Origin of the sequence: Mesorhizobium sp. M1A.T.Ca.IN.004.03.1.1 (assembly GCF_003997555.1) — a bacterium.
Classification (GTDB): domain Bacteria; phylum Pseudomonadota; class Alphaproteobacteria; order Rhizobiales; family Rhizobiaceae; genus Mesorhizobium.
On the sequence record NZ_RZTV01000003.1, the window covers coordinates 596,310 to 619,771 of the forward strand.

General features: G+C 63.8%; 21 protein-coding genes. 11 read left to right on the top strand and 10 right to left on the bottom strand.

The genetic code is table 11. The features are described from left to right. Positions 1 to 17 precede the first annotated feature (17 nt). Entirely contained in the window at positions 18 to 1,439 is a 1,422-nt protein-coding gene (locus tag EOD29_RS13195) for an MFS transporter (protein ID WP_095801253.1), read from the bottom strand. A gap of 210 nt (positions 1,440 to 1,649) precedes the next feature. On the opposite strand from EOD29_RS13195, the gene EOD29_RS13200 reads away from it, so the two are divergent. The 5 genes from EOD29_RS13200 (at position 1,650) to EOD29_RS13220 (ending at position 5,012) form a co-directional block, all read left to right on the top strand. Continuing rightward, the gene (locus EOD29_RS13200) at positions 1,650 to 1,895 is read left to right on the top strand and encodes a type II toxin-antitoxin system prevent-host-death family antitoxin (RefSeq protein WP_127246924.1); all 246 of its coding nucleotides are present in this window, start codon (positions 1,650 to 1,652) and stop codon (positions 1,893 to 1,895) included. Then, positions 1,892 to 2,341 carry a PIN domain-containing protein gene (locus tag EOD29_RS13205; protein WP_127246925.1) on the top strand — a complete coding sequence of 150 codons (450 nt, stop codon included), beginning with the start codon at positions 1,892 to 1,894 and terminating at the stop codon, positions 2,339 to 2,341. The genes EOD29_RS13200 and EOD29_RS13205 overlap by 4 nt, the downstream gene beginning before the upstream one ends. A 142-nt stretch (positions 2,342 to 2,483) precedes the next feature. Then, entirely contained in the window at positions 2,484 to 3,986 is a 1,503-nt protein-coding gene (gene guaB, locus EOD29_RS13210; protein WP_127246926.1) for an IMP dehydrogenase, read from the top strand. Between the two features lie 43 nt (positions 3,987 to 4,029). Then, entirely contained in the window at positions 4,030 to 4,578 is a 549-nt protein-coding gene (locus tag EOD29_RS13215; protein WP_245322393.1) for a hypothetical protein, read from the top strand. Between the two features lie 14 nt (positions 4,579 to 4,592). Next, positions 4,593 to 5,012, top strand: coding sequence for an MAPEG family protein (locus EOD29_RS13220; RefSeq protein ID WP_067000646.1), 420 nt, complete (start codon positions 4,593 to 4,595; stop codon positions 5,010 to 5,012). Between the two features lie 105 nt (positions 5,013 to 5,117). On the opposite strand, the gene rnd is transcribed toward EOD29_RS13220, so the two are convergent. From rnd to EOD29_RS13235, 3 genes are all read right to left on the bottom strand, one after another. After that, positions 5,118 to 6,269 carry a ribonuclease D gene (gene rnd / locus EOD29_RS13225; protein ID WP_127246927.1) on the bottom strand — a complete coding sequence of 384 codons (1,152 nt, stop codon included), beginning with the start codon at positions 6,267 to 6,269 and terminating at the stop codon, positions 5,118 to 5,120. Positions 6,270 to 6,437: 168 nt separating this feature from the next. After that, positions 6,438 to 7,676, bottom strand: a complete 1,239-nt coding sequence (locus EOD29_RS13230) for an MFS transporter (protein WP_127246928.1) — start codon at positions 7,674 to 7,676, stop codon at positions 6,438 to 6,440. Positions 7,677 to 7,914: 238 nt separating this feature from the next. Then, complete coding sequence (locus EOD29_RS13235) at positions 7,915 to 8,343, bottom strand: MFS transporter (RefSeq protein WP_245475332.1); 429 nt, start codon at positions 8,341 to 8,343, stop codon at positions 7,915 to 7,917. Positions 8,344 to 8,454: 111 nt separating this feature from the next. On the opposite strand from EOD29_RS13235, the gene EOD29_RS13240 reads away from it, so the two are divergent. Continuing rightward, a complete protein-coding gene (locus EOD29_RS13240) occupies positions 8,455 to 8,736 on the top strand; it encodes a hypothetical protein (RefSeq protein ID WP_245475333.1) in 282 nt (93 codons plus the stop codon). Between the two features lie 117 nt (positions 8,737 to 8,853). Then, positions 8,854 to 10,641 (top strand): aspartate--tRNA ligase, encoded by a 1,788-nt coding sequence (gene aspS / locus EOD29_RS13245; protein WP_164763764.1) that lies wholly within the window; start codon positions 8,854 to 8,856, stop codon positions 10,639 to 10,641. 309 nt (positions 10,642 to 10,950) lie between these two features. On the opposite strand, the gene EOD29_RS13255 is transcribed toward aspS, so the two are convergent. Further along, positions 10,951 to 12,141 carry a hypothetical protein gene (locus EOD29_RS13255; protein ID WP_127246930.1) on the bottom strand — a complete coding sequence of 397 codons (1,191 nt, stop codon included), beginning with the start codon at positions 12,139 to 12,141 and terminating at the stop codon, positions 10,951 to 10,953. A 391-nt stretch (positions 12,142 to 12,532) separates the two neighbouring features. Here EOD29_RS13255 and parC point away from each other — a divergent pair, with 391 nt between their 5' ends. Together parC and EOD29_RS13265 are read left to right on the top strand one after the other, a co-directional pair. Continuing rightward, positions 12,533 to 14,788 carry a DNA topoisomerase IV subunit A gene (gene parC, locus EOD29_RS13260; protein ID WP_127246931.1) on the top strand — a complete coding sequence of 752 codons (2,256 nt, stop codon included), beginning with the start codon at positions 12,533 to 12,535 and terminating at the stop codon, positions 14,786 to 14,788. A gap of 243 nt (positions 14,789 to 15,031) precedes the next feature. After that, a complete protein-coding gene (locus tag EOD29_RS13265; protein ID WP_067329987.1) occupies positions 15,032 to 16,231 on the top strand; it encodes an AI-2E family transporter in 1,200 nt (399 codons plus the stop codon). On the opposite strand, the gene EOD29_RS13270 is transcribed toward EOD29_RS13265, so the two are convergent. From EOD29_RS13270 to EOD29_RS13280, 3 genes are all read right to left on the bottom strand, one after another. After that, positions 16,219 to 17,115, bottom strand: coding sequence for a DMT family transporter (locus tag EOD29_RS13270; RefSeq protein WP_095824752.1), 897 nt, complete (start codon positions 17,113 to 17,115; stop codon positions 16,219 to 16,221). The genes EOD29_RS13265 and EOD29_RS13270 overlap by 13 nt on opposite strands. A 120-nt stretch (positions 17,116 to 17,235) precedes the next feature. Beyond that, a complete protein-coding gene (locus EOD29_RS13275) occupies positions 17,236 to 18,000 on the bottom strand; it encodes an arginyltransferase (RefSeq protein WP_095815147.1) in 765 nt (254 codons plus the stop codon). A gap of 139 nt (positions 18,001 to 18,139) precedes the next feature. Continuing rightward, entirely contained in the window at positions 18,140 to 18,610 is a 471-nt protein-coding gene (locus tag EOD29_RS13280) for an RDD family protein (RefSeq protein WP_127246932.1), read from the bottom strand. Positions 18,611 to 18,809: 199 nt separating this feature from the next. Between EOD29_RS13280 and sthA the strand changes: the two genes are divergently transcribed. Continuing rightward, on the top strand, positions 18,810 to 20,198 hold the full coding sequence (sthA, locus tag EOD29_RS13285; RefSeq protein ID WP_067330000.1) for a Si-specific NAD(P)(+) transhydrogenase: 1,389 nt from the start codon (positions 18,810 to 18,812) through the stop codon (positions 20,196 to 20,198). A 25-nt stretch (positions 20,199 to 20,223) separates the two neighbouring features. On the opposite strand, the gene EOD29_RS13290 is transcribed toward sthA, so the two are convergent. Then, positions 20,224 to 20,886, bottom strand: a complete 663-nt coding sequence (locus EOD29_RS13290) for an alpha/beta hydrolase (protein WP_127246933.1) — start codon at positions 20,884 to 20,886, stop codon at positions 20,224 to 20,226. Positions 20,887 to 21,089: 203 nt separating this feature from the next. Between EOD29_RS13290 and opgC the strand changes: the two genes are divergently transcribed. Next, positions 21,090 to 22,262: an OpgC domain-containing protein gene (opgC, locus tag EOD29_RS13295; protein ID WP_127246934.1), complete on the top strand. Its 1,173-nt coding sequence runs from the start codon at positions 21,090 to 21,092 to the stop codon at positions 22,260 to 22,262. A 9-nt stretch (positions 22,263 to 22,271) separates the two neighbouring features. Here the strand turns inward: opgC and EOD29_RS13300 are convergent, their stop codons facing one another. Next, complete coding sequence (locus EOD29_RS13300; RefSeq protein ID WP_067000691.1) at positions 22,272 to 23,351, bottom strand: substrate-binding domain-containing protein; 1,080 nt, start codon at positions 23,349 to 23,351, stop codon at positions 22,272 to 22,274. Between the last annotated feature and the right edge of the window lie 111 nt (positions 23,352 to 23,462).

Below are 23,462 nucleotides of genomic sequence, written 5' to 3' on the forward strand. Positions count from 1 at the left end.
GAAGGGAAAGGTGGCGCTCATTTCCCCGCGGTCCCCACCGCCTCCAGCGTCTTCGGCGTCGACAATTTGCCATGTCCCGACACCGCATTGCCGGCGTCCGGCGCCAGCCGCATGAAGGTCAGCGATGCCGCCGCCGAAACCGCCGCGACGATGAAGAAGGCGATGTGGAAATCGCCAAGCGTCAGCGGGCCGCCATGGATCGAAGTCGACACTTCGAGGATGCCGCCGGCCAGCGCCACGCCGAGCGCGATCGACAACTGCTGGAACACGGCAACGATCGGCGTCGCCTTGCTGGTGTCGGCGGTCGATACTTCGGCGTAGGACAGCGCGTTGACGCCGGTGAAGAACATCGAGCGGATGAAGCCGCCGACCAAAAGGATCGCGAGCATCAGCGCATAGGGGGTTGCGGGGGTGAAAAGGCCGTAGATGGCAATCGAGCCGGCGGCGATCAGCGATCCCCAGATCAGCACCCGCCGGAACCCGGCGAGCCTGAAGAGCAGCGCGGTGACGAACTTCATGCCGATGGCGCCGACCGCGGAGACGAAGGTGATCATACCGGACTGGAACGGCGTCAGCCCGAAGCCGATCTGGAACATCAGCGGCAGCAGGAAAGGCACCGCGCCGATGCCGATGCGGAACAGCGAGCCGCCGAGCACGGAGGAGCGGAACACCTGGTTTCTGAAGAGCTCCAGCGCCAACAGCGGGTTCCTGGCGCGCCGAGCATGCAGCAGATAAAGCACGCCCGAAACCAGGCCGACGGCAACGGTAATGAAGCCGGCGATCGGCGGCAAAGCGGGGAGGCTGACCACCGAGAGGCCGAAGACGATGCCGGACGCCGCGAGGCCGCTGAGCACGAAGCCCGGGAAGTCGAGCGGCGGCGTTTTGGCGGGGTCGGTTTCCGGCAAATAGCGGGTGGCAAGCCAGATGCCCAAAAGCCCGATCGGCACGTTGATCAAAAAGATCCAGTGCCAAGTGAAATAGGTGGTGATGAAGCCGCCGATCGGCGGGCCGACCAACGGCCCGACGAGCGCCGGCACCGTCAGCCATGACATCGCCGCGACGAGCTCGCTTTTTGGCGTCGCGCGCACCAGCACCAGGCGCCCGACCGGCGTCATCATGGCGCCGCCCATGCCTTGCAGGAAACGCGACACCACGAAGGCCGGCAGCGAATTGGAGAAGGCGCAGGCGACCGAGCCGGCAATGAAGACGGCGATCGCGGCGCGAAACACGTTCTTGGCCCCGAACCGGTCCGCCATCCAGCCGCTAATCGGAATGAAGATTGCCAGCGACACGAGATAGGCCGTCAGCGCCAGCTTCAGCGCGATCGGGCTGGTGTGGATGTCGATGGCGATTGCCGGCAGCGAGGTCGCGATCACGGTCGAATCCATGTTCTCCATGAAAAGTGCGACCGCCAGGATGAGCGGGATGATGCGGTTCAAGGGGACGCCCTGATTTGACTTCGCGATTCCGGGCCTGGCTTTGGGGGCGAGCCGGCACGCCGGGGCGGTACCACCAATTGGCCCGGATGTCGCATTAATTTGCTGTCACTTTTGTGCGACCGCAACCCTCGCTGGGAATCATCGCGCGCGCCGCTTGATAAACAGAGCCTCTGGGTTATTGTAGTGAAAATAACTACAGGTTATGCAGCCATGGACGAAACCGTTTCGGCAGCCGATGCCAATCGCAGGTTCTCCCACATCCTGCGTGATGTACGCGAGGGCCACAGCTACGTCGTGACCACCCATGGGCGGCCGGTGGCGCGGATCGTGCCTGCGCAGAAGCACGAGGGCGTGGCCTCCCGCTCGCACGCAGCATTGCTGTCGCGCCTCGAACGGCAGCCGATCCTCAATGCCGGACACTGGATCCGCGATGAACTTTATGAGGACGATCGGTGAAGGTCGCCATCGACCCCAACGTCCTGGCCTATGCTGAGGGCGTTAACAACGCGGAGAAGCGCGACGCCGTTATCGAACTGCTACGCAACGTTCCACGAGAGGCCGCGGTCATTCCGGTCCAGGTGCTGGGCGAACTGTTCAATGTTCTCGTCCGCAAGGCCGGAAGACATTCCCAGGAAGCTCGGGATAAGCTGCTTAGCTGGAGCGACGCCTTCGCGGTTGCCGGAACGACGCCGGAAGTGATGATGAAGGCTGTCGATCTTGCGGCAGACCATCGTTTCGGCATCTGGGATGCTGTCATTCTTTCGACTGCTTCGCAAACGGGTTGCCGGCTACTCCTGTCGGAAGATCTGCAGGATGGCTTTACCTGGGGCGGTGTAACCGTCGTCAATCCTTTTGCATCGCCGCGGCACGCTCTGCTGGATGCTCTCCTAGGTGCGGAATAGGAACCTGAAGCGTCTCGCAACGATCGGCTTTTCATCGCCTGCGGGACGTGTTACCAGCCAGCGCCAATCCTGAAAGGGAAGATGAGAGTCGGCGCTGGCCATTTCGGCCCAGCGCCTTTTCCGCATTCAAAAAGGACTGGCCATGGCAAAAATCATCGAGACGTCCACCGGCGCATTGGCGCTGACCTTCGACGACGTGCTGTTGCAGCCCGGCCATTCGGAGGTCATGCCCGGCGAGACCGATATCCGCACCCGCATCGCCACCGACATTGACCTCAACGTGCCGATCCTCTCGGCCGCCATGGACACGGTCACCGAAGCGAGGCTGGCGATCGCCATGGCGCAAGCCGGCGGGATCGGCGTCATCCACCGCAATTTCTCGCCGGCCGAGCAGGCCGAGCAGGTCAGGCAGGTGAAGAAGTTCGAATCCGGCATGGTGGTCAATCCCGTTACCATCGGCCCCGACGCCACGCTCGCCGACGCCCTGGCACTGATGCGCGCTCATGGCATTTCCGGCATTCCGGTGGTCGAGAACGGCGGCACCGGCGGTCATACGGTCGGCCGGCTGGTCGGGATCCTCACCAACCGCGACGTGCGCTTCGCCTCCGATCCGTCGCAGAAGGTCTACGAATTGATGACCCGTGAGAACCTGATCACGGTGAAAGAGAATGTCGACCAGGACGAGGCCAAGCGCCTGTTGCACAAGCGTCGCATCGAGAAGCTGGTGGTGGTCGACCGCAAGGGCAATTGCGTCGGCCTGATCACCGTCAAGGACATCGAGAAGTCGCAGCTCAACCCGCACGCCACCAAGGACGCTCAGGGGCGGCTGCGCGCCGCGGCCGCCACCAGCGTCGGCGACGACGGCTTCGAGCGCGCCGAGCGCCTGATCGATGCCGGCGTCGACCTTCTGGTCATCGACACCGCGCACGGCCATTCGCAGCGCGTGCTGGACGCGGTGACGCGTGCGAAGAAGCTCTCCAATTCGGTGCGCATCCTGGCCGGCAACGTGGCCACCGCCGAGGGCACGCAGGCGCTGATCGATGCCGGCGCCGACGCCGTCAAGGTCGGTATCGGTCCGGGCTCGATCTGCACCACCCGCATCGTCGCCGGCGTCGGCGTGCCGCAGCTCTCGGCGATCATGTCGGCGGTTGAGACGGCTGAGAAGTCGGGCGTGAGCGTCATCGCCGATGGCGGCATCAAATATTCGGGCGATCTCGCCAAGGCGCTCGCCGCCGGCGCAAGTGCCGCCATGATCGGCTCGCTGCTTGCCGGCACCGACGAGAGCCCGGGCGAGGTCTATCTGCACCAGGGCCGCTCCTTCAAGGCTTATCGCGGCATGGGTTCGGTCGGTGCGATGGCGCGTGGCTCGGCCGATCGCTACTTCCAGGCCGAGGTGCGCGACACCTTGAAACTGGTTCCGGAGGGCATCGAAGGCCAGGTTCCCTACAAAGGACCTGTGGCTGGCGTGCTGCACCAGCTTGCGGGCGGCCTGAAAGCCGCTATGGGTTATGTCGGTGGGCGCGATCTTGCCGAGTTCCGCGAACGCGCCACCTTTGTGCGCATATCAAACGCCGGACTTCGTGAAAGCCACGCCCATGACGTCACGATCACCCGCGAAAGCCCGAACTATCCGGGCGGACTTTGATCAGGCGGACGAGCGGCCGGATCGCTTGGGGCTATGGCGCAACCTGATCGTCACGGTGTTGCGCCTGTCGCGTCACGCGGCGGCGCTCTCGATTGGGTCCGCGGCGATCTTCATCGCCATGACGGCGCTCGAGTTCTTTTATTTCCGCCACCTGAGCGGCGGGCTTCCTTCGCTCGACATGCGTGTTACCGGCTTCACGCCGGATGAGGGCATGGCATGGCTGACGGCGCTCGGCCGGCGCGGCAGCGAGATCATCATCGTTTGGCATTATCTGACGTTTGATCTGCTCTTCCCGGCGCTGCTGTCGCTCACCTTGCTCAGCCTGATCCTGGCCTTCGGCAGGCGGCTGAGCACTTTCCGCTCCATGCCCGCGCAATTGAAGGCGCTGTCGGCACTGGTCCTGGTGTTGCCCTATACGATCGCCGACTACGCGCAGAACTTCGCCGTGGCGCGGCTTTTGTCGGATTTCCAGTCGGCCAATCCCGACTCGCTGGCCTTCGCCTCGTCGCTGACCGTGACAAAGTTCACGCTTCTGGCGATCCCCTTCGCGGTCGTTGCGGTCCTGGCGCTTGCCGGGCAGCGGCGGCGTTAAACGGTAGGGGCAAGATGAACCAGACCGCCATCTTCTGGCCGATGCTGGCGCAGGTGCTGCTGGTCTACATCGTCTATCTGGTGATGCTGAAGCGGCGTTATCTTGCCGTGAAGTCCGGCGAGGCCAAGATCAGCCAGTACAAGGTCCGCTCGACCGAGCCGGCCTCAAGCGTTACCGTCGCCAACAACCTCATCAACCAGTTCGAGCTGCCGGTCCTCTTTCACGTGCTATGCTTGGCGCTGTTCGTTACCAATGGCGTGAATTACCTGACGCTGACGCTGATGTGGCTCTTCGTCGTCACGCGCTATGTGCACGCCTGGGTGCATCTCACCAGAAACTATCTGCTGCACCGCAGCCGCGCCTTCTTCCTCGGCGCGGGCATCCTTCTCGTCGCCTGGATCTGGTTCGCGCTGCACCTGCTTGGGGCGGTGTAGATTGATGCATGTCGCCCAGAAGCGTGCGCGGTTCTGGGACAACGACACGCCATGAAATTCAAGTATTTGAAGCGGTTGCCGGAATGCGTTTCGGCGCGACGCGCTTTAAAGGTCGAACACCGCTATCCTGCGCTTGTCGAACTTGATGCCGATCTCGCCGCGCACCAGTCTAAGCGCCTGTTCGCCAAACACGGCACGCCGCCAGCCTTGCAGCGCCGGCACGTCGGCGGCATCACCCTCGGCGGCGATGCGGTCGATGTCGTCGCTCGAGGCGAGCACCTTGGAGGCGACGCCTTCCTTCTCGGCGACGATCCTGAGCAGCACCTTGAGCAGTTCCGCCGCCGCGCTCGAGCCCTCCGGCGGCTGGAACGTCTTCGGCAGCTTGGGCATCGCTTCCTTCGGAAGGGAAAGGGCGGTGTTGACGGCGCTGAGCAGCGCGGTTGCCGTCGCCGAACGCTCCCAGCCCTTCGGCGTCGTCCGCAGCCGCCCCAACGCAGTCGCGTCGCGCGGCGCCTGTTGCGCGATTTCGTAGATCGCATCGTCCTTGAGCACGCGGCCGCGCGGCACGTCGCGCTCGCGCGCTTCGCGTTCGCGCCATGCCGCCACCGCCTGCACGATCGCCAGCTCCTGCGGCTTGCGCAACCGCATCTTCAGCCGCTTCCAGGCATCTTCCGGATGCGGATCGTAGGTCTGGCGCGAGGTGAGGACGTCCATCTCCTCATTGAGCCAATGGGCGCGGTCCTCGCGCTTCAACTCGGCGCTGAGGTGCTCATATACCTTGATCAGGTGGGTGACGTCGGCGAGCGCGTATTCGAGTTGCTTGTCGGAGAGCGGCCGGTGCCGCCAGTCGGTGAAACGCGAGGATTTGTCGAGCCGCGCGCCGGTGATGCGCTGCACCAGCTGATCGTAGGAGACGCTGTCGCCGAAGCCGCAGACCATGGCCGCCACCTGCGTGTCGAACACCGGATGCGGCACCAGGTCGCCCAGATGAACGATGATTTCGATGTCCTGGCGTGCGGCGTGAAAAACCTTGACCACCGCTTCGTTGGCCATCAGCCGGAAGAAGGGTTTGAGGTCGATGTCGGGCGAAAGCGGATCGATCAGCGCCGTCACGCCTGGCGCGGCCATCTGGATGAGGCAGAGGATCGGCCAGAAGGTCGTTTCGCGGATGAATTCGGTGTCGACGGTTACGAATTCGGACTTTTCGAACGCCGCGATGACGCTATCGAGTTCTTTCTGGGTGGTGATGACGTGCATCAATTCGCTTTTGGCATCATATCAGGCCTCTTCAATTTCAGCCGCAAGCGCTTTCGTCAAGCCGCAGTTAGAGCAATTCCAGGAAAAGTGACGAACAGTTTTCCGTCCGTAATTGCGTAAAATCAAAGAGATAGAGCGGTTCGGCGTGTCCGCGAAACGCTGAAACGCCTAATCCTGCTTGTCTGAATCGCCACCCCGCCGCGCCAGCCGCGCGAATAGCGTCGACGTGCGCAAAAGCGCGGTGAAGCGGCTGCGGCTGCCGGCCGGCACACTCGACCGCACCTGCATGCGGTAGAGGATCACAATGATGAGAACGGCATAGACGAGGGCGTTGAAAACGAACAGCGCGCTCGGCCCGAAATGTTGCATCACCGCCGAGGCCGCAATCGGACCGCCGATCGCGCCGAAGGAGTAGAACAGCATCAACGCCGCGTTGATCAGCACGAACTCACCTTTGCCGGCGCGGTCGTTGGCATGCGCGGCCGATAGTGAATAGAGCGGCATGGCGAAGCTGCCGAAGATGAAAACGATGATGAAGTTGAGGAACGGGTCGGCGCGCGCCACGAAGGCCAGCGCCAGCGCAGCAAGCAATGCGCAGCACGTCGTCGCCAACAGCACCGAGCGCCGGTCTCGGCGGTCGGAGAGATAGCCAAGCGGATATTGGATGAGGGCGCCTCCAAAAATGCCGACGCTGACGAAGGTCACGACATCGGCAACCGACATGCCGATCTCCTCGGCATAGACCGGCGACAGCGTGCGAAAGGCGCTGTTTGTGAGGCCGACGGCGATGCAGCCGATCGAGCCGAGCGGCGAGATCCGCCAGACGCGCGGCAGGTCGAGCTTGACGTCTTCCGGAGGCGCCGGGTTCGAGCGGTCCCCGAGCGAGACCGGCACCAGCGAAAAGGTGATCATCATCGACATGACGGCGAAGATGGCGAAACCGCCGGCGCCGAAGATAGGAATCAGGAATTGCGCGCCGGTAACGGAGCCGATGTCGACCATGCGATATATGGCAAGCACCCGCGCGCGGTCCTTGTTGCCGACGCCGGAATTCAGCCAGGCTTCCATGACGGTGAACAGGCCGGCAAAGCAGAAGCCGCCGGCAAAGCGCACCGCGCACCACATGACGGGGTCGATGACGAGCACCAGAAGCAGCGTGCCGACCGAGGCGATCGCGGCCAGCGCGGCAAAAGTCCGGACGTGGCCGACCGCCTTCAGGATACGCGTGACGGCTAGGCAGCCGAGCAGGAAACCGGCGAAATAGAACGTGCCCATCAGGCCGATATCGGAAGCGGAAAAGCCTTCCTGCGCGCCGCGCAAGGCAATCAGCGTGCCCTGCAGCCCGTTGCCGCCAAGCAGGATGCCTGCGGCAATCAGGAGCGGAATAAGCGGACGGATGGACGACATTAAAGAGAGGCAATCACGGATCTGTGACCTCTTCTTGGACCATAGATCCTGTCAACGCCAGCGGCAAATGCAACTTCACATCCTTGCACCCGGCCGAGGAGATGGGCTGCCAATTGGGGTAGGGTGTCCTAAGCCTTGCCGGCCCGTATTTCTATCTCCAGCTCGACCGTAGCAGGTGTCTCGCCCGGAAACGCATGGATGTCCTCCGCGGCCGGCCTCCGGCCAAGTGAACCTACCGTCAGCAGGCTGAGCGCGATGAAGGGGATGCCGATGCCATAGGCGGAGCGGATGCCCCAATGGTCCGATACGAAGCCGAGCAGCGGCGGGCCGAGCAGGAAAGCGATGAAGGAAATCTGTGAGAGCGCCGCGACGTTGATCGCCGCCGGGGATCCGTCCGTTGCGCGGCGGCGGAGATCGCCAGCGGGAAGAGGGCGCTGCTGCCAATGCCCAACAGGGCAAAGCCAAGCATCGAAACGGCCGGCAGCGGCGAGAAGAAGACGATGAGCACGCCGGCCGCCATCGCTGCCAAGAGCACGCGCGCGACCCCGCTTGGCGAGTGGCGGTCGACGAAGGAGTCGGCGAAAAAGCGTGTGGTTGCCTGCGAGAAGGCAAACAGCGCCACGGTCAAGCCGGCGACGAAGGGGCCGGAGTCGAAGACGGTGCGCATGTAGATCGCCGACCAGTCGATGCTGGCGCCTTCGAGGAGCATCGCCGAAAGCGTCACGGCGACCAGGGCCAAGATCGCGGCACCTGCGTCGGCGGCGATACGCTGGCCGCCGTGGCGCAGCTTGGCGCCGATCTGTTCTTCCTTGGCTCCTGCGGCCTCGATGCCTCGCGTGGCGTCACCGCCTTCGATTCGGCGGAAGCGGAGGTCAAGCGCGCCATGGCCAGGAATAGCGCCGGCATCGTGATCGCCGTCACCAACGACAAGCTCGCCACCGCGGCGCCTTATCGCGTCGCCGCGCCCGACGCGATAAGCCATCTGGTGGTGGACAAGACGGCGCCTTCAGCCATCCTTGCCGATTTCGAGCGCCTGGGTGTCGAAATCCACTTTGCCTGATCTGCGGCACCCGCCTGCGTGTGACCGCTTGCCTTGACAAAGCCGGCCTCTCATGCGCTTTTCGCGCCAATTTTCGAGCCGGGCTTTCGCCCGCAATTCCGGACTCCACCAATGACAATGCATCGTTACCGCAGCCACACCTGTGCCCAGTTGAGAAAGAGCGACGTCGGCAATTCCGTCCGCCTGTCGGGCTGGGTGCATCGCGTGCGCGACCATGGCGGGCTGCTCTTCATCGATCTGCGCGACCATTACGGCCTGACCCAGATCGTCGCCGATCCGGACTCGCCGGCCTTCAAGGTCGCCGAGACCGTGCGCGGCGAATGGGTGATCCGCGTCGACGGCGAGGTCAAAGCGCGCCTGCCGGAGACCGTCAACGCCAATTTGCCGACTGGCGAGATCGAGATTTTCGCGCGCGAGATCGAAGTGCTCTCGGCGGCCAAGGAGCTGCCGCTGCCGGTGTTCGGCGAGCCTGAATACCCCGAGGACATCCGCCTGAAATACCGCTTCCTCGACCTGCGCCGCGAGACGCTGCACAGGAACATTATTGCGCGCACCAAGATCATCGCCGAGATGCGCAAGCGCATGGGCGAGGTCGGTTTCACCGAGTTCTCGACGCCGATCCTGACCGCGTCGTCGCCCGAAGGCGCGCGCGACTTCCTGGTGCCGTCGCGCATCCATCCCGGCACCTTCTATGCCCTGCCGCAGGCGCCGCAGCAGTACAAGCAGCTGATCATGGTCTCGGGCTTCGACCGCTACTTCCAGATCGCGCCCTGCTTCCGTGACGAGGATCCGCGCGCCGACCGCCTGCCCGGCGAGTTCTACCAGCTCGACCTCGAGATGAGCTTCGTCGAGCAGGATGACGTGCTCTCCACCATGGAGCCGGTGCTTCGCGGCGTCTTCGAGACCTTTGCCGCCGGCAAGCCGGTGACTCAGCAATTCCGCCGCATTCCCTTCGACGAGGCGATGCGGACCTACGGCACCGACAAGCCGGACCTGCGCAACCCGATCGAGATGCAGGCGGTCTCGGATCATTTCCGCGATTCCGGCTTCAAGGTCTTCGCCAACATCCTGGCCAACGATCCGAAGGCCGAAGTCTGGGCTATCCCCGCCAAGACCGGCGGCAGCCGCGCCTTCTGCGATCGCATGAACTCCTGGGCGCAGGGCGAGGGCCAGCCAGGCCTCGGATACATCTTCTGGCGCAAGGAGGGCGACAAGCTCGAAGGCGCCGGACCGATCGCCAAGAACATCGGTGAGGAACGCACCGAGGCGGTGCGCCAGCAGCTTGGCCTTGCCGATGGCGATGCCGCCTTCTTCGTCGCCGGCGACCCGAAGAAGTTCGTTTCTTTCGCGGGCGCCGCGCGCACCCGCGCCGGCGAGGAATTGAACCTCGTCGACCGCGATCGCTTCGAACTCTGCTGGATCGTCGACTTTCCGTTCTTCGAATGGAACGAGGATGAGAAGAAGATCGACTTCGCCCACAATCCGTTCTCCATGCCGCAGGGCGGCATCGACGCGCTCGGCGGCCAGGAGCCGCTGGGCATCAAGGCGTTCCAATACGACATGGTCTGCAACGGTTTCGAGATCGCATCCGGCGGCATCCGCAACCACCTGCCGGAGACCATGGTCAAGGCCTTCGAGATGGTCGGCCTCGATCGCCAGACGGTCGAGGAGCGCTTCGGCGGCCTCTACCGCGCCTTCCAGTATGGCGCGCCGCCGCATGGCGGCATGGCGGCCGGCATCGACCGCATCGTCATGCTTTTGGTCGGCGCCAAGAACCTGCGCGAAGTGACCATGTTCCCGATGAACCAGCAGGCCTATGACCTGCTGATGAACGCGCCTTCGGAGGCCACCCCGCAGCAGCTTCGGGAGCTGTCGCTGCGCGTCGCCGTCGCGAAGAAGGACTGACGCGGGGGCTCATCCTGAATCGATGGTAGCCCTGGGAGCGATTGGCGGCTGGCCATCGCTCCCAGAGCCATTTTCTCAAGGATTGGGTCAGAGCGTGTGGGCAACCGCCCGGGTTTCCACCAATTGCTGCGGGAATGCCAAACCCGAGACCCCGAGGAGGGTCACGGCGGGCCGGTGTGGTCCGACATACTCTTTGTAAAGAGCGACGAACGCCTTCGTCGAGGAGGTCAGGCCCTGATCTTACGAAAACGGCGATCCGGATCATCCGAACCGCCGTTGGATAATGCTGGCAGGCGCGAAGCGCCCCGATCAGTCCTCGTTCGCCTTGACCTTCACGCCCAGCGTCTTCGGCAGGTCGAGCGGGTTGGACATGGCGCCGGCCATGATCAGCGCGAACGGCACCGACGCCGGCGGTTCGGCCGAGATCTCTAGGCTCTTGGGGTCGTCGAGGAACTTGTTGACCGCGGCCGATACCTCGGCCGTCAGTTCGGGATTGTTGAGCTGCGCCATGCCGAACGGCACGATCGCCTTGGCCTGGTTGGCGACGTCCTTGCCGGACATGCCCTGCTGCTTGCCGACATAGTCGAGCACCTTGCCGGTCAGCGAATCGTCGTCGAAGCGCACCGAGGCGCCGTTGAAGGACAGCTGCTGCAAGAGGCCGAGCATGGCCATGCCCTGCGCGGAATTGTCGGCACCCTCCGGCTGTGCGGCGAACTTCTTTTGCATCTCCTGCATCGACTTGATGAAGTCGAGGGTGTAGCCGCCGAGATTGAAGGTCATGCCGAGCGTGCCGGCATTCTCGACCGAGATGTCGTATTTCGACAGCTCCATCTTGCCGTCGCTGGGCTGCCAGGTGCCGGCCATCGAGACCGTACCGGAGATATTCTGGTAGCCGAGCGCTTGGATCGCCTCCTTCGACTTCGGGTCCTCGACCAGTGTCAGGTCGGCGTTGAACTTTTCCGTGTTGGCGGTGAAGTCCATCGCCTTGCCGTCGGCCGGCGGGGTGATCTGGACGGCCAGCCCGTCCATCGAGAAGGCCGTCTTGTCGCCGACCTTGACGGTCATGTTGGAGAGCTCGGCCGACTTGTACATCATCAGCGAGCCGAGCGGGTCGGTGCTGCCTTCGGCCGGCACCTTCATGCCGTGAATGACAACGGGGCTGAGGTTGAGCGTCACGCCGTCCTGGCTGCGCTCGAAGGCCGAGCTCGAGACGGTCGCGATCTGGAAGCCGCCATTGGCCTCGGTGATGCCCTCCAGCTTCACGTCGCCGATCGGCAGGGCTTGCTTCTCGGCTGCCGGCTTGATGGAGACGCCCTGCAGCACCGCGTTCGAATTGTCGCCGGAGACGCCGGTCCAGGAAATGTCGACGCCCTGGGCGGCAAGGGCCGCCTTGACGCGGTCGGCCACCGCCGGATCGGCGGCGAAGGCGGTGTTGAGCGGCAGGGCCAGCAGAATGGTTGAAAAAGCCAGTTTCTTGAGCATTGAGCGTTGAATTTTCATGGCGAGTTCCCTGTCCTGAAAAGTGTTTTTGAATTCTACTCCATCACCATTCCGCGACGAACGGGTCGGGAACAAGGCGTTTCCCGGCACATTTGTCGAAAACGGCGATGAAAAGCAAACCCGGCCGGCACGCATTGCATGATGCGGTGAATTTGTCATGAAGACCGCGGCTCTCCTGCGCCGGCGCGTTGCCTGCCCAGATAGAGGGCGCATGTAACAGATTGATGTTGGCCGGTTAGCCCGCTTGCTGCCGGGGCCGGTTGCAGAATGGGCAAACTGGAATGTTCAACTTGCCGCTTCCGTGAAATCCTTCACGTCGCCATTTGCGACGAATCCGCCGACTGCCAACCCGGCGCTTGCCGCGAATCACCCGCTCGGCTAGTCCAAATCCATGGGCAAAAGGCATTTGCCGCCTGAAGACAGTGGCGGCGGCGACAACATCGAACCGGTCGATCTGAAGGAAGCGCTCGAGAAGCGCTATCTCGCCTATGCGCTGTCGACCATCATGCACCGGGCGCTGCCGGATGTGCGGGACGGACTGAAGCCGGTCCATCGCCGCATCATGCATGCCATGCGGCTCTTGCGGCTCAACCCGGATCAGGGCTTCGCCAAATGCGCCCGCATCGTCGGCGAGGTGATGGGTAAGTTCCATCCGCATGGCGACCAGTCGATCTACGACGCGCTGGTGCGGCTCGCGCAGGAATTCTCGATGCGCTACCCGCTGGTCGACGGGCAGGGCAATTTCGGCAATATCGACGGCGATAACGCCGCCGCCATGCGCTACACCGAGGCGCGCATGACGGAGGTGGCGACCGAGCTGCTTGCCGGCATCACCGAGGACGCCGTCGACTTCCGGCCGACCTATAATGAGGAGGACGAGGAACCCTCCGTTCTTCCCGGCGCCTTCCCGAACCTGCTCGCCAACGGCTCGTCCGGGATTGCGGTCGGCATGGCGACCTCGATCCCGCCGCACAACGCCGCCGAGCTTTGCGACGCGGCACTTCATCTGATCGAGCATCCGGACGCGCCGGTGGCGAAGCTGATGGATTTCGTCCAAGGGCCGGATTTCCCGACCGGCGGCATCATCGTCGACAGCCGCGCCTCGATCCTCGAAGCCTATGAGAGCGGCCGCGGCGGTTTCCGCGTGCGCTCCAGATGGAGCCAGGAGGACCAGGGCAGGGGCACCTGGAGCATCGTCGTCACCGAAATCCCCTATGGCGTCCAGAAGGCCAGGCTGATCGAGAAGATCGCCGAGCTCCTGATGGCGCGCAAGCTGCCGCTGCTCGAGGACGTCCGCGACGAAAGCGCCGAGGATATCCGTATCGTGCTGGTGCCGAAGAGCCGCAGCGTCGATCCAGGCATCCTGATGGAATCGCTGTTCAAGCTGACCGAGCTCGAAAGCCGCTTCCCGCTCAACATGAACGTGCTGTCGCGCGGCAAGGTGCCGAACGTCCTGTCGCTGAAGGGCGTGCTGAAGGAATGGCTCGATCACCGCCGCGACGTGCTGATCCGCCGCTCGAGATATCGGCTGGGCGAGATCGAGAAGCGGCTGGAAATCCTGGCCGGCTATCTGATCGCCTATTTGAACATCGACGAGGTGATCAGGATCATCCGCGAGGAGGACGAGCCCAAGCAGGTGATGATGGCCCGCTGGTCGCTCACCGACAATCAGGCCGAAGCCATCCTGAACATGCGGCTGCGCGCCCTGCGCAAGCTGGAAGAGATCGAAATCCGCAAGGAGTTCGACGGCCTTACCGAGGAGAAGAAGCAGATCGAGGCATTGCTTGCCTCCGACGCCAAGCAATGGGCGACGATCAAGTGGGAAGTCGCTGAGGTTCGTAAGAAGTTCGGTCCGGAGACCGAGCTCGGCAAACGCCGCACCCAGTTCGCCGACGCGCCCGAGCATGACCTCACCGATATCGCGCACGCCATGATCGAGCGCGAGCCTGTCACCGTCGTGGTTTCGGAAAAGGGCTGGCTCCGCGCGATGAAGGGTCACCTGACCGACTATTCGCAGCTTGCCTTCAAGGAAGGCGACAGCCTGAAGCTCGCCTTCCACGCGCAGACGACGGACAAGATCCTGGTCTTCACCACCGGCGGCAAGTTCTACACCATCGGCGCCGATCGGCTGCCGGGCGGGCGCGGCCATGGCGAGCCGATCCGCATCATCGTCGACATGGAGAACGACCAGGACATCGTCACCGCCTTTGTCCACGACCCGAAGCGCAAGCTGCTCTTGGTTTCCTACGACGCCAACGGCTTCGTCGTCTCCGAGGAAGAGGTGATCGCCAACACCCGCAAGGGCAAGCAGGTGATGAACGTCAAAGCGCCGGACGAGGCCAAACGCTGCATTCCGGTTGCCGGCGACCATCTCGCCATCGTCGGCGAGAATCGCAAGATGCTGATCTTCCCGCTGTCCGAAATCCCGGAAATGGCGCGAGGCAAGGGTGTGCGCCTGCAGAAATACAAGGACGGCGGCGTGCTGGACCTTAAGACCTTCACGATTGCAACGGGGCTGACCTGGCAGGATTCGGCCGACCGCACCTTCACCAAGTCGCGCGAGGAATTGGCCGAGTGGATCGGCGCTCGCGCAGCCGCCGGTCGCATGGTGCCGAAGGGTTTCCCGAGGACGGGCAAGTTCGGGTAGCGAGGCTCCCCTTCTCCCCTGTGGGAAATGGTGTCGCCGAAGGCGACGGACGAGGGTGTTCCAGGGAACACAGACGTCTCACACTCCGCTGGAACACCCCTTATCCGTCTCGGCGCTACGCGCCGATCCACCTTCTCCCACACGGGGAGGAGGCTAGGCGCAAACATTTGGACTATCGTCACGATTGCTGCACTATGATGGTGCATAAGCAACCATCGGAGCTGGCAGGGGAGAACCGCCGCGTTGAAGCGGGCTGAGATCCAGAAACCAGGGCAGCGACTGTTCGGTCTGTCGGCGCCGCTGAGGGCTGCCGTCATCCCGCCGCTGTCGGCGGCGCGCTGGCTCCTGGTGCTGATCGTCGCCGCCGGCGTCTATTTCTTTCACGGCTTCCTGTTCCCGGTGCTGGCGGCGCTCGTCATCGCCTTCGCCAGCTGGCCGCTCTACCGCCGGCTGCTCGCCGGGGTCGGCGGCAACCGCACGATCGCCGCGACCCTCGCGATCCTGTTCATCCTGACCTTCCTGGTGGTGCCGATAGCGCTCGCCGGCACTTACGCCATCAACGAGCTTCGCGAGTGGGTGGTCTGGGCGATCGAGACCAACCGCCACGGCTCTGCCACGCCCCAATGGATCGCCACCATGCCGGTCGTCGGCGAATGGCTGAACCAGCAGTGGACGGCCAATCTCGGCCATCCCGGCGGCATCGGCGAATTGATCCAGATGGTCAGCGGCTCCAACATCGGCACCATCTATCGCGGCGCGCTGGCCGCCGGCGGCAGCGCCTTCGGGCTGCTGCTCACGCTGCTTTTCATGCTGATCGCGCTGTTCTTTGCCTATCGCGACGGCGAGGGCTTCGCGGCGCAGGTTGATCGCCTCGGCGAGCGCATCCTGCCGACTCGCTGGGAGCGCATCTCGCGCGTCGTGCCGGCTACCATTTCATCGACCGTCACCGGCATGACCGTCATCGCCATCGGCGAGGGCGTGGTGCTGGGTGTCGCCTATTGGCTGGCCGGCGTGCCGTCGCCGGTCACGCTCGGCGCGCTTACCGGCATCATGGCACTAATCCCGGGCGGGGCGCCGCTCTCCTTTACGCTGGTGTCGATCTACCTCGCGGCCAGCGGCAAGTTGTTTGCGGGCCTCGCGCTGTTCGTCTGGGGCGCGGTCGAGCTTTTCATCGTCGACAAGACGCTGCGCCCGAAGCTGGTCGGCGGGCCGATCAAGCTGCCTTTCCTGCCGACCTTTTTCGGCCTGATCGGCGGCGTCAAGACGATGGGCTTCCTCGGCCTCTTCATAGGCCCTGTACTGATGGCGCTGCTCGTCGCCATCTGGCGCGAATGGCTGCGCGAGGTCGAGCTGATGGATGAGCTTCCACCTGCCGCTGAAGAAGGGAACGGGCCGCCACGGATCGAGACGGCGCCTGAGACCAGGAAAATTCAGGCCGGGTAGGCGACGGCGAGCGCCGCGCGGCGCCTGCGGCCTTCGTGCAATTGCCAGAGCGAGTGGGCTACCAGCGCCACGATCAGGATCGCGCCGCCGATCAGGCTGTTTCGTGTCGGAGCCTCGGCAAAGACCAGCCAGACCCAGACAGGCGCGAGCACCGTCTCCAGAACGTAGAACATCGCCACCTCCGGCCCTGAAATATATTTCGGGCCGGCGGCGAGACAGAAGAACGAGATCGGCATGATCACCGCGCCGTTGAAGATGATCCACCACGGCGCGTTGACGTGCAGTCCTTCACCCGAGACCATGAATGCGGCGAGGGCCAGCGGAAAGACGACGCCGACCAGCGCGGTGAAGCCCATGTCCTTGCCGCTGGCGCGCGAGATGGTGATGGCGAGTGCGACGAAGAAAGCCGAGCAGAGCGCCATGAAATCGCCGAACAGTTTTCCGGTGCCGACCGAACCGCCGACGATGATCAGCACGCCGACGATCATCGCCAGCATTGCGATCACGGTGCTCAGCCGCGGTCGTTCTCTGAGGAACAGCCAGGAGAGCAGCGCCGCGAAGACGGTGTTGAAGGCCAGGATGAAGACGAGGTCGGCGGTCGAGGTATGATAGACGGCGGTGACGAAGGTGATCGAAGTCAGGCCGTAGCAGATCGCCGCCGCCAGGCCCGACCAGCCGGGGATGAGCTTCGGCACGTTGCCGCGCACCGCTCGCCAGACGACCCAAATCAACAGGGTGGCGACGAGCGTTGTCCCGGTCCGCAGCGCCATGATGGTCCACGGGCTGCCATCCGCGAGCCGGATCAGGGGAATGTCGAAGGTGAGCACCAGGCCGCCGATCGCGGTGATCAGCAGGCCTTTCTGATGGTCGTGGTGGGAAGACATGATTGGTCTCGCAATGATTTGCAGGCGGCGGCTGGATCGATGGCGCACTCTTCCAGCGAGTGGCGGAAACACCAGCTTCCTGCCCCTTGAAACAGTTTAAGAACGGGCTTTGGAAAAACGTCAGCGAATGACCGCTTCGTGGTCGTAGCGTTCCCAGCCTTTCGGACCGAGATGCTCCTGCGGCATGAAACGCATCTTATAGCTCATCTTGCGCGAGCCGTTGACCCAGTAGCCGAGATAGACGTGGGGCAGTCCCATCGCCTTGGCGCGGGCGATGTGATCGAGGATCATGAAGGTGCCGAGCGAGCGGTCCTCGAAATCGGGATTGAAGTAGGAATAGACCATCGACAGGCCGTCGGCCATCTTGTCGGTCAGCGCCACCGCAATCAATTCACCCTGGCCCTTGCCGGTGATGAAGGTGTCGGGGCCGCGGCGCCGGTATTCGATGATCTTGGTGTCGACATGCGTGTCCTCGACCATCATCGCATAGTCGAGCACTGTCATGTCGGACATCCCGCCGCGGCGATGGCGCGCGTCGAGATAGGCGCGAAACAGCGAATATTGCTCGGTGGAAGGCTGCGCGTCGTGCATGGCGCCGATGAGGTCGGCATTGCGCTGGGTGACGCGGCGCATGTTGCGGCTGGCGGTGAACTCCTGCGCCAGGATACGCACCGACACGCAGGCGCGGCAGGATTCGCAGGCCGGCCGGTAGGCGATGTTCTGGGAACGCCGGAAGCCGCCTTGCGTGAGCAGATCGTTCATCTCGGGCGCCTTGTCGCCGACAAGGTGCGTGAACACCTTGCGCTCGAACTGGCCCTCCAGATAGGGGCACGGGGACGGCGCGGTCAGGAAGAACTGCGGCGACTGGGTCGGATGCTGCGTCATCGATTCTTGGACACGCTCCTGCGAATCGCCCTACCTTTGGCCCGGCCGGCGAAAAATTCAACAGGATTGTGCTGTCGCGGCCGGCTCAAGCTGTTCATATCTAGCACAACCGGCGCGGCGACGGCGGCCGCACATAGCGTCAGCTATCGGTGCGGGTGACGACGGTGCCGAGAAGCAGGTCGTGCAGCGTGCGCTTGCGATCGGAAAACAGCGTGACCAGCAGCACCAGCGGCGTCAGGATGACGTTGCCGGCCCAGAACAGCACCGAATGCACGACGGCGGTCAGGCCGTCGATGCGCGCGCCGTCGAGCCTCTCAAGCCGGATGCCCATGATCTTCATGCCGGTTGTGGCCTGGTCGCGGCTGCCCAGCGTGTTCCAGATGTAGAGGATGGCAACCGCCGGAAGCAGGACGGAGAACAGGGCCCAGCCCAGGCCGAAGGTCAAAAGCCCGAGTAGGGCGACCAATATGGCGAAGGGGATGGTGAGCAGCGCCACGAAGAAATAGTCGAGGATGAAGGCGAAGATGCGCCTGGTGCGCACGCCGCGGTAGGCGCGTGTATCCTCGAGCCTTGTGGTGATAATCTCGCCGTCCAGCACGCGCGTGTTCATGTGTCATGCCTCGCAACAGGCCGGAAACAAGTCTCGGCCATTCGCCACTGAAATGGTGAAAGCCGGTGGCGGAATCAAGATGGACTGCTCGTGACGCCGGCGCGGCAGGCTGTGGCGAGCGGCGCTGCGGCGATTGAATTCATGGCGCGGATCGCGTTAGCCTGCTGCGGCGCAACAAGACGCCGAGGGGATGGGGAATATGGACTACGACATGCTGGTCATCGGCAGCGGCCCCTCCGGGCGCCGCGCCGCGGTGCAGTCGGCCAAGCTCGGCAAGTCGGTTTTGGTCGTCGATAGGGGCCGGCGTCTCGGCGGCGTCTCCGTGCACACCGGCACCATTCCGTCCAAGACGCTGCGCGAAACGGTGCTCAATCTCTCCGGCTGGCGCGAGCGCGGCTTCTACGGGCGCGGCTACCGGGTCAAGCAGGATATTTCGGTCAGCGACCTCGTCGAGCGCCTGCACAAGACGCTCGATCACGAAGTCGAGGTGCTGCAGCATCAGTTCATGCGCAACGCGGTCAAAAGCGCGCGGGCCACGGCCAGATTCATCGGCGCAAACAAGGTCAGCCTGACCACCGACAATGGCGACTATAGCGAGATCGGTTTCGCCAATGCGCTGATCGCCGTCGGCACCAGGCCGCACCGCCCGCGCGACGTGCCGTTCGACAAGACGCGCGTCTTCGACAGCGACGAGATGCTGGAACTCGACCGGTTGCCGCGCACGCTGACCGTCATCGGCGCCGGCGTCATCGGCGTCGAATACGCGACCATCTTTTCGGCGCTCGACGTGCCGGTGACGCTGGTCGAGCCGCGCAACACCATCCTCGATTTCGTCGATCGCGAAATCGTCGACGACTTCATCCATCAGATGCGCGACCGCGGCATGACCATTCGCCTCGGCAGCACGGTAAAAGAAATCGCCTCCAAGCCCGATCATGCCGAAGTGACCCTTGCCGACGGCCGCACCATCCGCTCCGAAATCGTGCTTTACGCTGCAGGCCGCAGCGGCAATCTTGGCAGCCTCGGGCTCGACATGGTCGGCATCGAGGCCGACAGCCGCGGCCGCATCAAGGTCGATCCCCAGACATTTCAGACCAGCGCGCCCAATATCTATGCCACCGGCGACGTCATCGGCTTTCCGAGTCTGGCCTCGACCTCGATGGAGCAGGGCAGGGTGGCTGCCTGCCATGCCTTCGGCGTGGCGCTGCCGCCGCCGCCGGAAACGTTTCCTTACGGCATCTACGCCGTGCCGGAAATCTCCACCGTCGGCCAGTCCGAGGAGCAGGTGCGCGAGAGCGGGATCGCCTATGAGGTCGGCGTGGCGCGCTTCCGGGAGACCTCGCGCGGCCACATCATGGGCGTCAACTCAGGTTTCCTGAAACTCCTGTTCTCGGTCGACACGCGCCGCCTGCTCGGCGCCCATATCGTCGGCGAGGGTGCGACCGAGCTCATCCATATCGGCCAGGCGGTGATCAATCTCGGCGGCACGGTCGACTTCTTCGTCAACAACACCTTCAACTATCCGACGCTGGCCGAAGCCTACAAGATCGCCGGGCTGGATGCCTGGAACCGGATGGGGCAGGGCTAGCCTTGGCAGCAGCGTCTATGTCTCGTCAGGCGGCCGGCCTCGAGGTCGCGGCAAGCCACTGCCGGGCGATCGCGGCATCCGCTTCGCCGAACTCATGGCCGGAGGCGACGATGCGCGCATCGACCTCGGCACGGCGCTGGCTGAAGAGCGTCACCAAGGCTGGCGCGAACGGGCCGTAGGTCTGGTCGGCCGCGCCGGCGATGATCAGCACCCGCGTTCCGGCAAGGTTCGTCGCCGGCGCATCGTCGAGCACCGGCATCGCCCTGAGCAGCGCCGCCTGCCTGACCAGGCCCGGATGAAGCAGCATCAGCGTGGAAACCAGATTGGCGCCGTTTGAGTAACCCAGGAAGGTCGCGCGGGTGAGATCAAGCTGGTGGAGCCGTGCGGCTTCCACTGCGAATTGGGCGAAAGCGGCCGTCTCCGCGCGGATGCTCGACTGCTCGAAGCTGATCGGCGTGATTCGCTCGAACCAGCGAAAACCGTCCTCCTGGCGGATGCGGCCGCGTGCTGCGACAACCACCGCGCGCGGCGCGATCTGCCTCGCCAGCGGCAAAAGTGTCGTTTCGTCCACGCCCGATCCATGCAGCACGAAAAGGCATCCGCCGCTCGCATTTGCCGGCCTGATCAGACGATAGGAAAAAGGCAGATCATGCTGCAGCTCGCTGTTTTTGCTGACATGTTCGGACATGATCAGATCCTTTTGATTCTACGGTGATTTCGCTGATTTGCCGGCTTCAAAACGGAATGTTTTCAAGCTCCGCGAAAGTTGATTGAACCCGGCGCATTTCGGACCGTTTCTGCGCCGATACACTCCCGAACGGGAGGAATCGAAGCGGTGCGTCGGGGGTCGCATTGCTGGACATGAAACACCAGCTCTGAGGCCTTTTGTCGATGACCATCCCCGTTTCTCAACGCGATACGCGTATCGATGTGCTGCGCGCGCTCGCCTTGCTCACAATTTTCGTCGACCACGTGCCGGGTACCGTCTTCGAAAACCTGACCTACAAGAACCTCGGCTTTTCCGATGCGGCGGAGGCCTTCGTTTTGATCTCCGGCATCTCGGTGGCGCTCGCCTATGGCACCAAGTTCAAGCCGGGGGGCAGGCTGCTGGCGACCCTCAAGATGTGGCGGCGCGCCGGCGTGCTCTACGTCACCCACATCGTCATCACCATGCTGGTGATCGCCCTGTTCTCCGCCACGGCCGTGTTCGCCCACCGCCCGGAGCTGTTGAAGATGATCAACATCGAGCCGCTGATGAAGGACACGCCGGAGGTGCTTTTCGGCATCGTCACCCTCGGCCATCAGCTCGGCTACAACAACATCCTGCCGGTCTATGCGGCGCTGCTTCTGGCGGCGCCGGCCTTCGTTCTGTTCGTCAGCTACAGGCCCGTGGCGGCACTGACCGTGTCCGGGCTGCTGTGGCTGGTCGCCGGCATCTGGCAGATCGCTCCGCCGAATTATCCCGAGCCGGGTCTCTGGTTCTTGAACCCGCTGTCCTGGCAGTTCCTGTTCAACATCGGCCTTGCCGCCATGCTGCATGTCAAGCGCGGCGGCACCATCCCCGTAAACCGGTGGCTGGTGGGTTTCGCCGGCGTCTATGTGGTGGGCGCGGCGATCTGGGTGCACAGCCCACTCTGGGGGCAGATCACCTGGTTCAATCTGCCAGTGGTGATCGGCGGCTTCGACAAGACCTTCCTGTCGCTGCCGCGGCTGCTGCATATCTTGGCCGTCAGCTATCTGGTAGTCGCCCTGCCGGCCGTATCGAACCTTTTCCGCGCCAAGCCCGACAATCCGCTGGCGATACTCGGCAAGCGTTCGCTGCCCGTCTTCGTTGCCGGCACGCTGATTGCCATGGCCGCTCAGGTGCTCAAGCTGATCAATCCGGGCGGCCTCGCCTATGACACGTTGCTGATCGCTGCCGGCATCGCCATGCAGTTCGCACTGGCGCTCTATCTCGAATGGCTCGCCGGTCTCGGCCCGACCCGCATCAAACCGGCGCGTGCGGAGCCGGCGCGCATCTGGTTCGCTGCGCCGCCCATGCCGGCGCGGATCGGCGGATATTGAGATGTGGTTCTAGGATATGGGAGCAGGGCCCGTTGAGGCCCTGACGACGAGCTCAACGCCCATCGTCTCGCGCCGCACCGCGCCGTCATAGTCGAGGATCATGCGCGCGGCCCGCCGGCCGATCTCGGTGATCGGCTGCGCGATCGTGGTCAGCGGCGGGTCGCAGAGCGCGCCGTCGGGCACGCCGTCGAAGCCGACAACGGAAACGTCTTCCGGCACTTTCAGACCGCGCGCAGTCAGCCAGTCGATGGCGATCATGGCCATCCTGTCCGACATTGCCAGGATGGCGGTCGGCCGCTCGCCGCCGGCAAAGATCGCTTCGAGCCCCGCCCAGGTGCTCCTTTGCTCGTTCTCGGTCTCGAAGACCGGGATGCTCTTCGTGTCGACACCGAAGCCGGACAGTTCCTCGAAATAGCCGGCCAGACGGTCGCGCGTTCCCGTGTAGACGGCCGAGCGGACCATTTCGGGTGTGACGAAGCCGGTGCGGTCATCACCGAGAGTAAGCGACAGCACGGCGAAACGGCGATGTCCGAGTTCGGCAAGATGCCGCGCGGCGAGCCGCCCGCCGGCGATGTTGTCGACGCCGATCGCCGAGATCGTCTCGTCGTGAAAGCCGAGCTCCAACGCCACGAAGGGCAGCCTGCGTTCGCGCGTCAGCTCGACGAGACGCGAGCCACCTTCGATGCAGAACAGGATGAAACCGTCGACCAGCGCGCTCTGGATGTTCCAGGCGAGCTTCTCCTGGTTGGCCGCCGAAACCAATGCGATCCCGGCGCCGGTGGCGTCGCAGGCCTCGGAAATGCCCGCCATCATGACGCGGGCGAAGGGATCCTCGAAGAAGTAGGAAAGGGGCTCGGTCGTGCCGACGCCGATGGCATTGACCTTGCCGGCGCGCAGCAGACGGCCTTTCGGATCAGGCCCGGCGTAACCCATCGCCTCCGCCACCGCCCTGACCCGCTCGCGCACCTCGGCGCGCACGACCTCCGGGCGACTGAAGACATTGGAGGCCGTCCCATGCGAGACGCCCGCCGCCTTGGCAATATCCGCCAGCCGGATGGGGCGTGCCTGGCCTTCGATAAGTGATGCCATGTCTGTTCTCCGAATCCGGTCTAATGTCGAACATGGACGCGGAATGTCTGACGGTCCACTTACTACTTTTACTGGATCGATTCAAATTTTCGCTTGACTACGGCGGTGCAG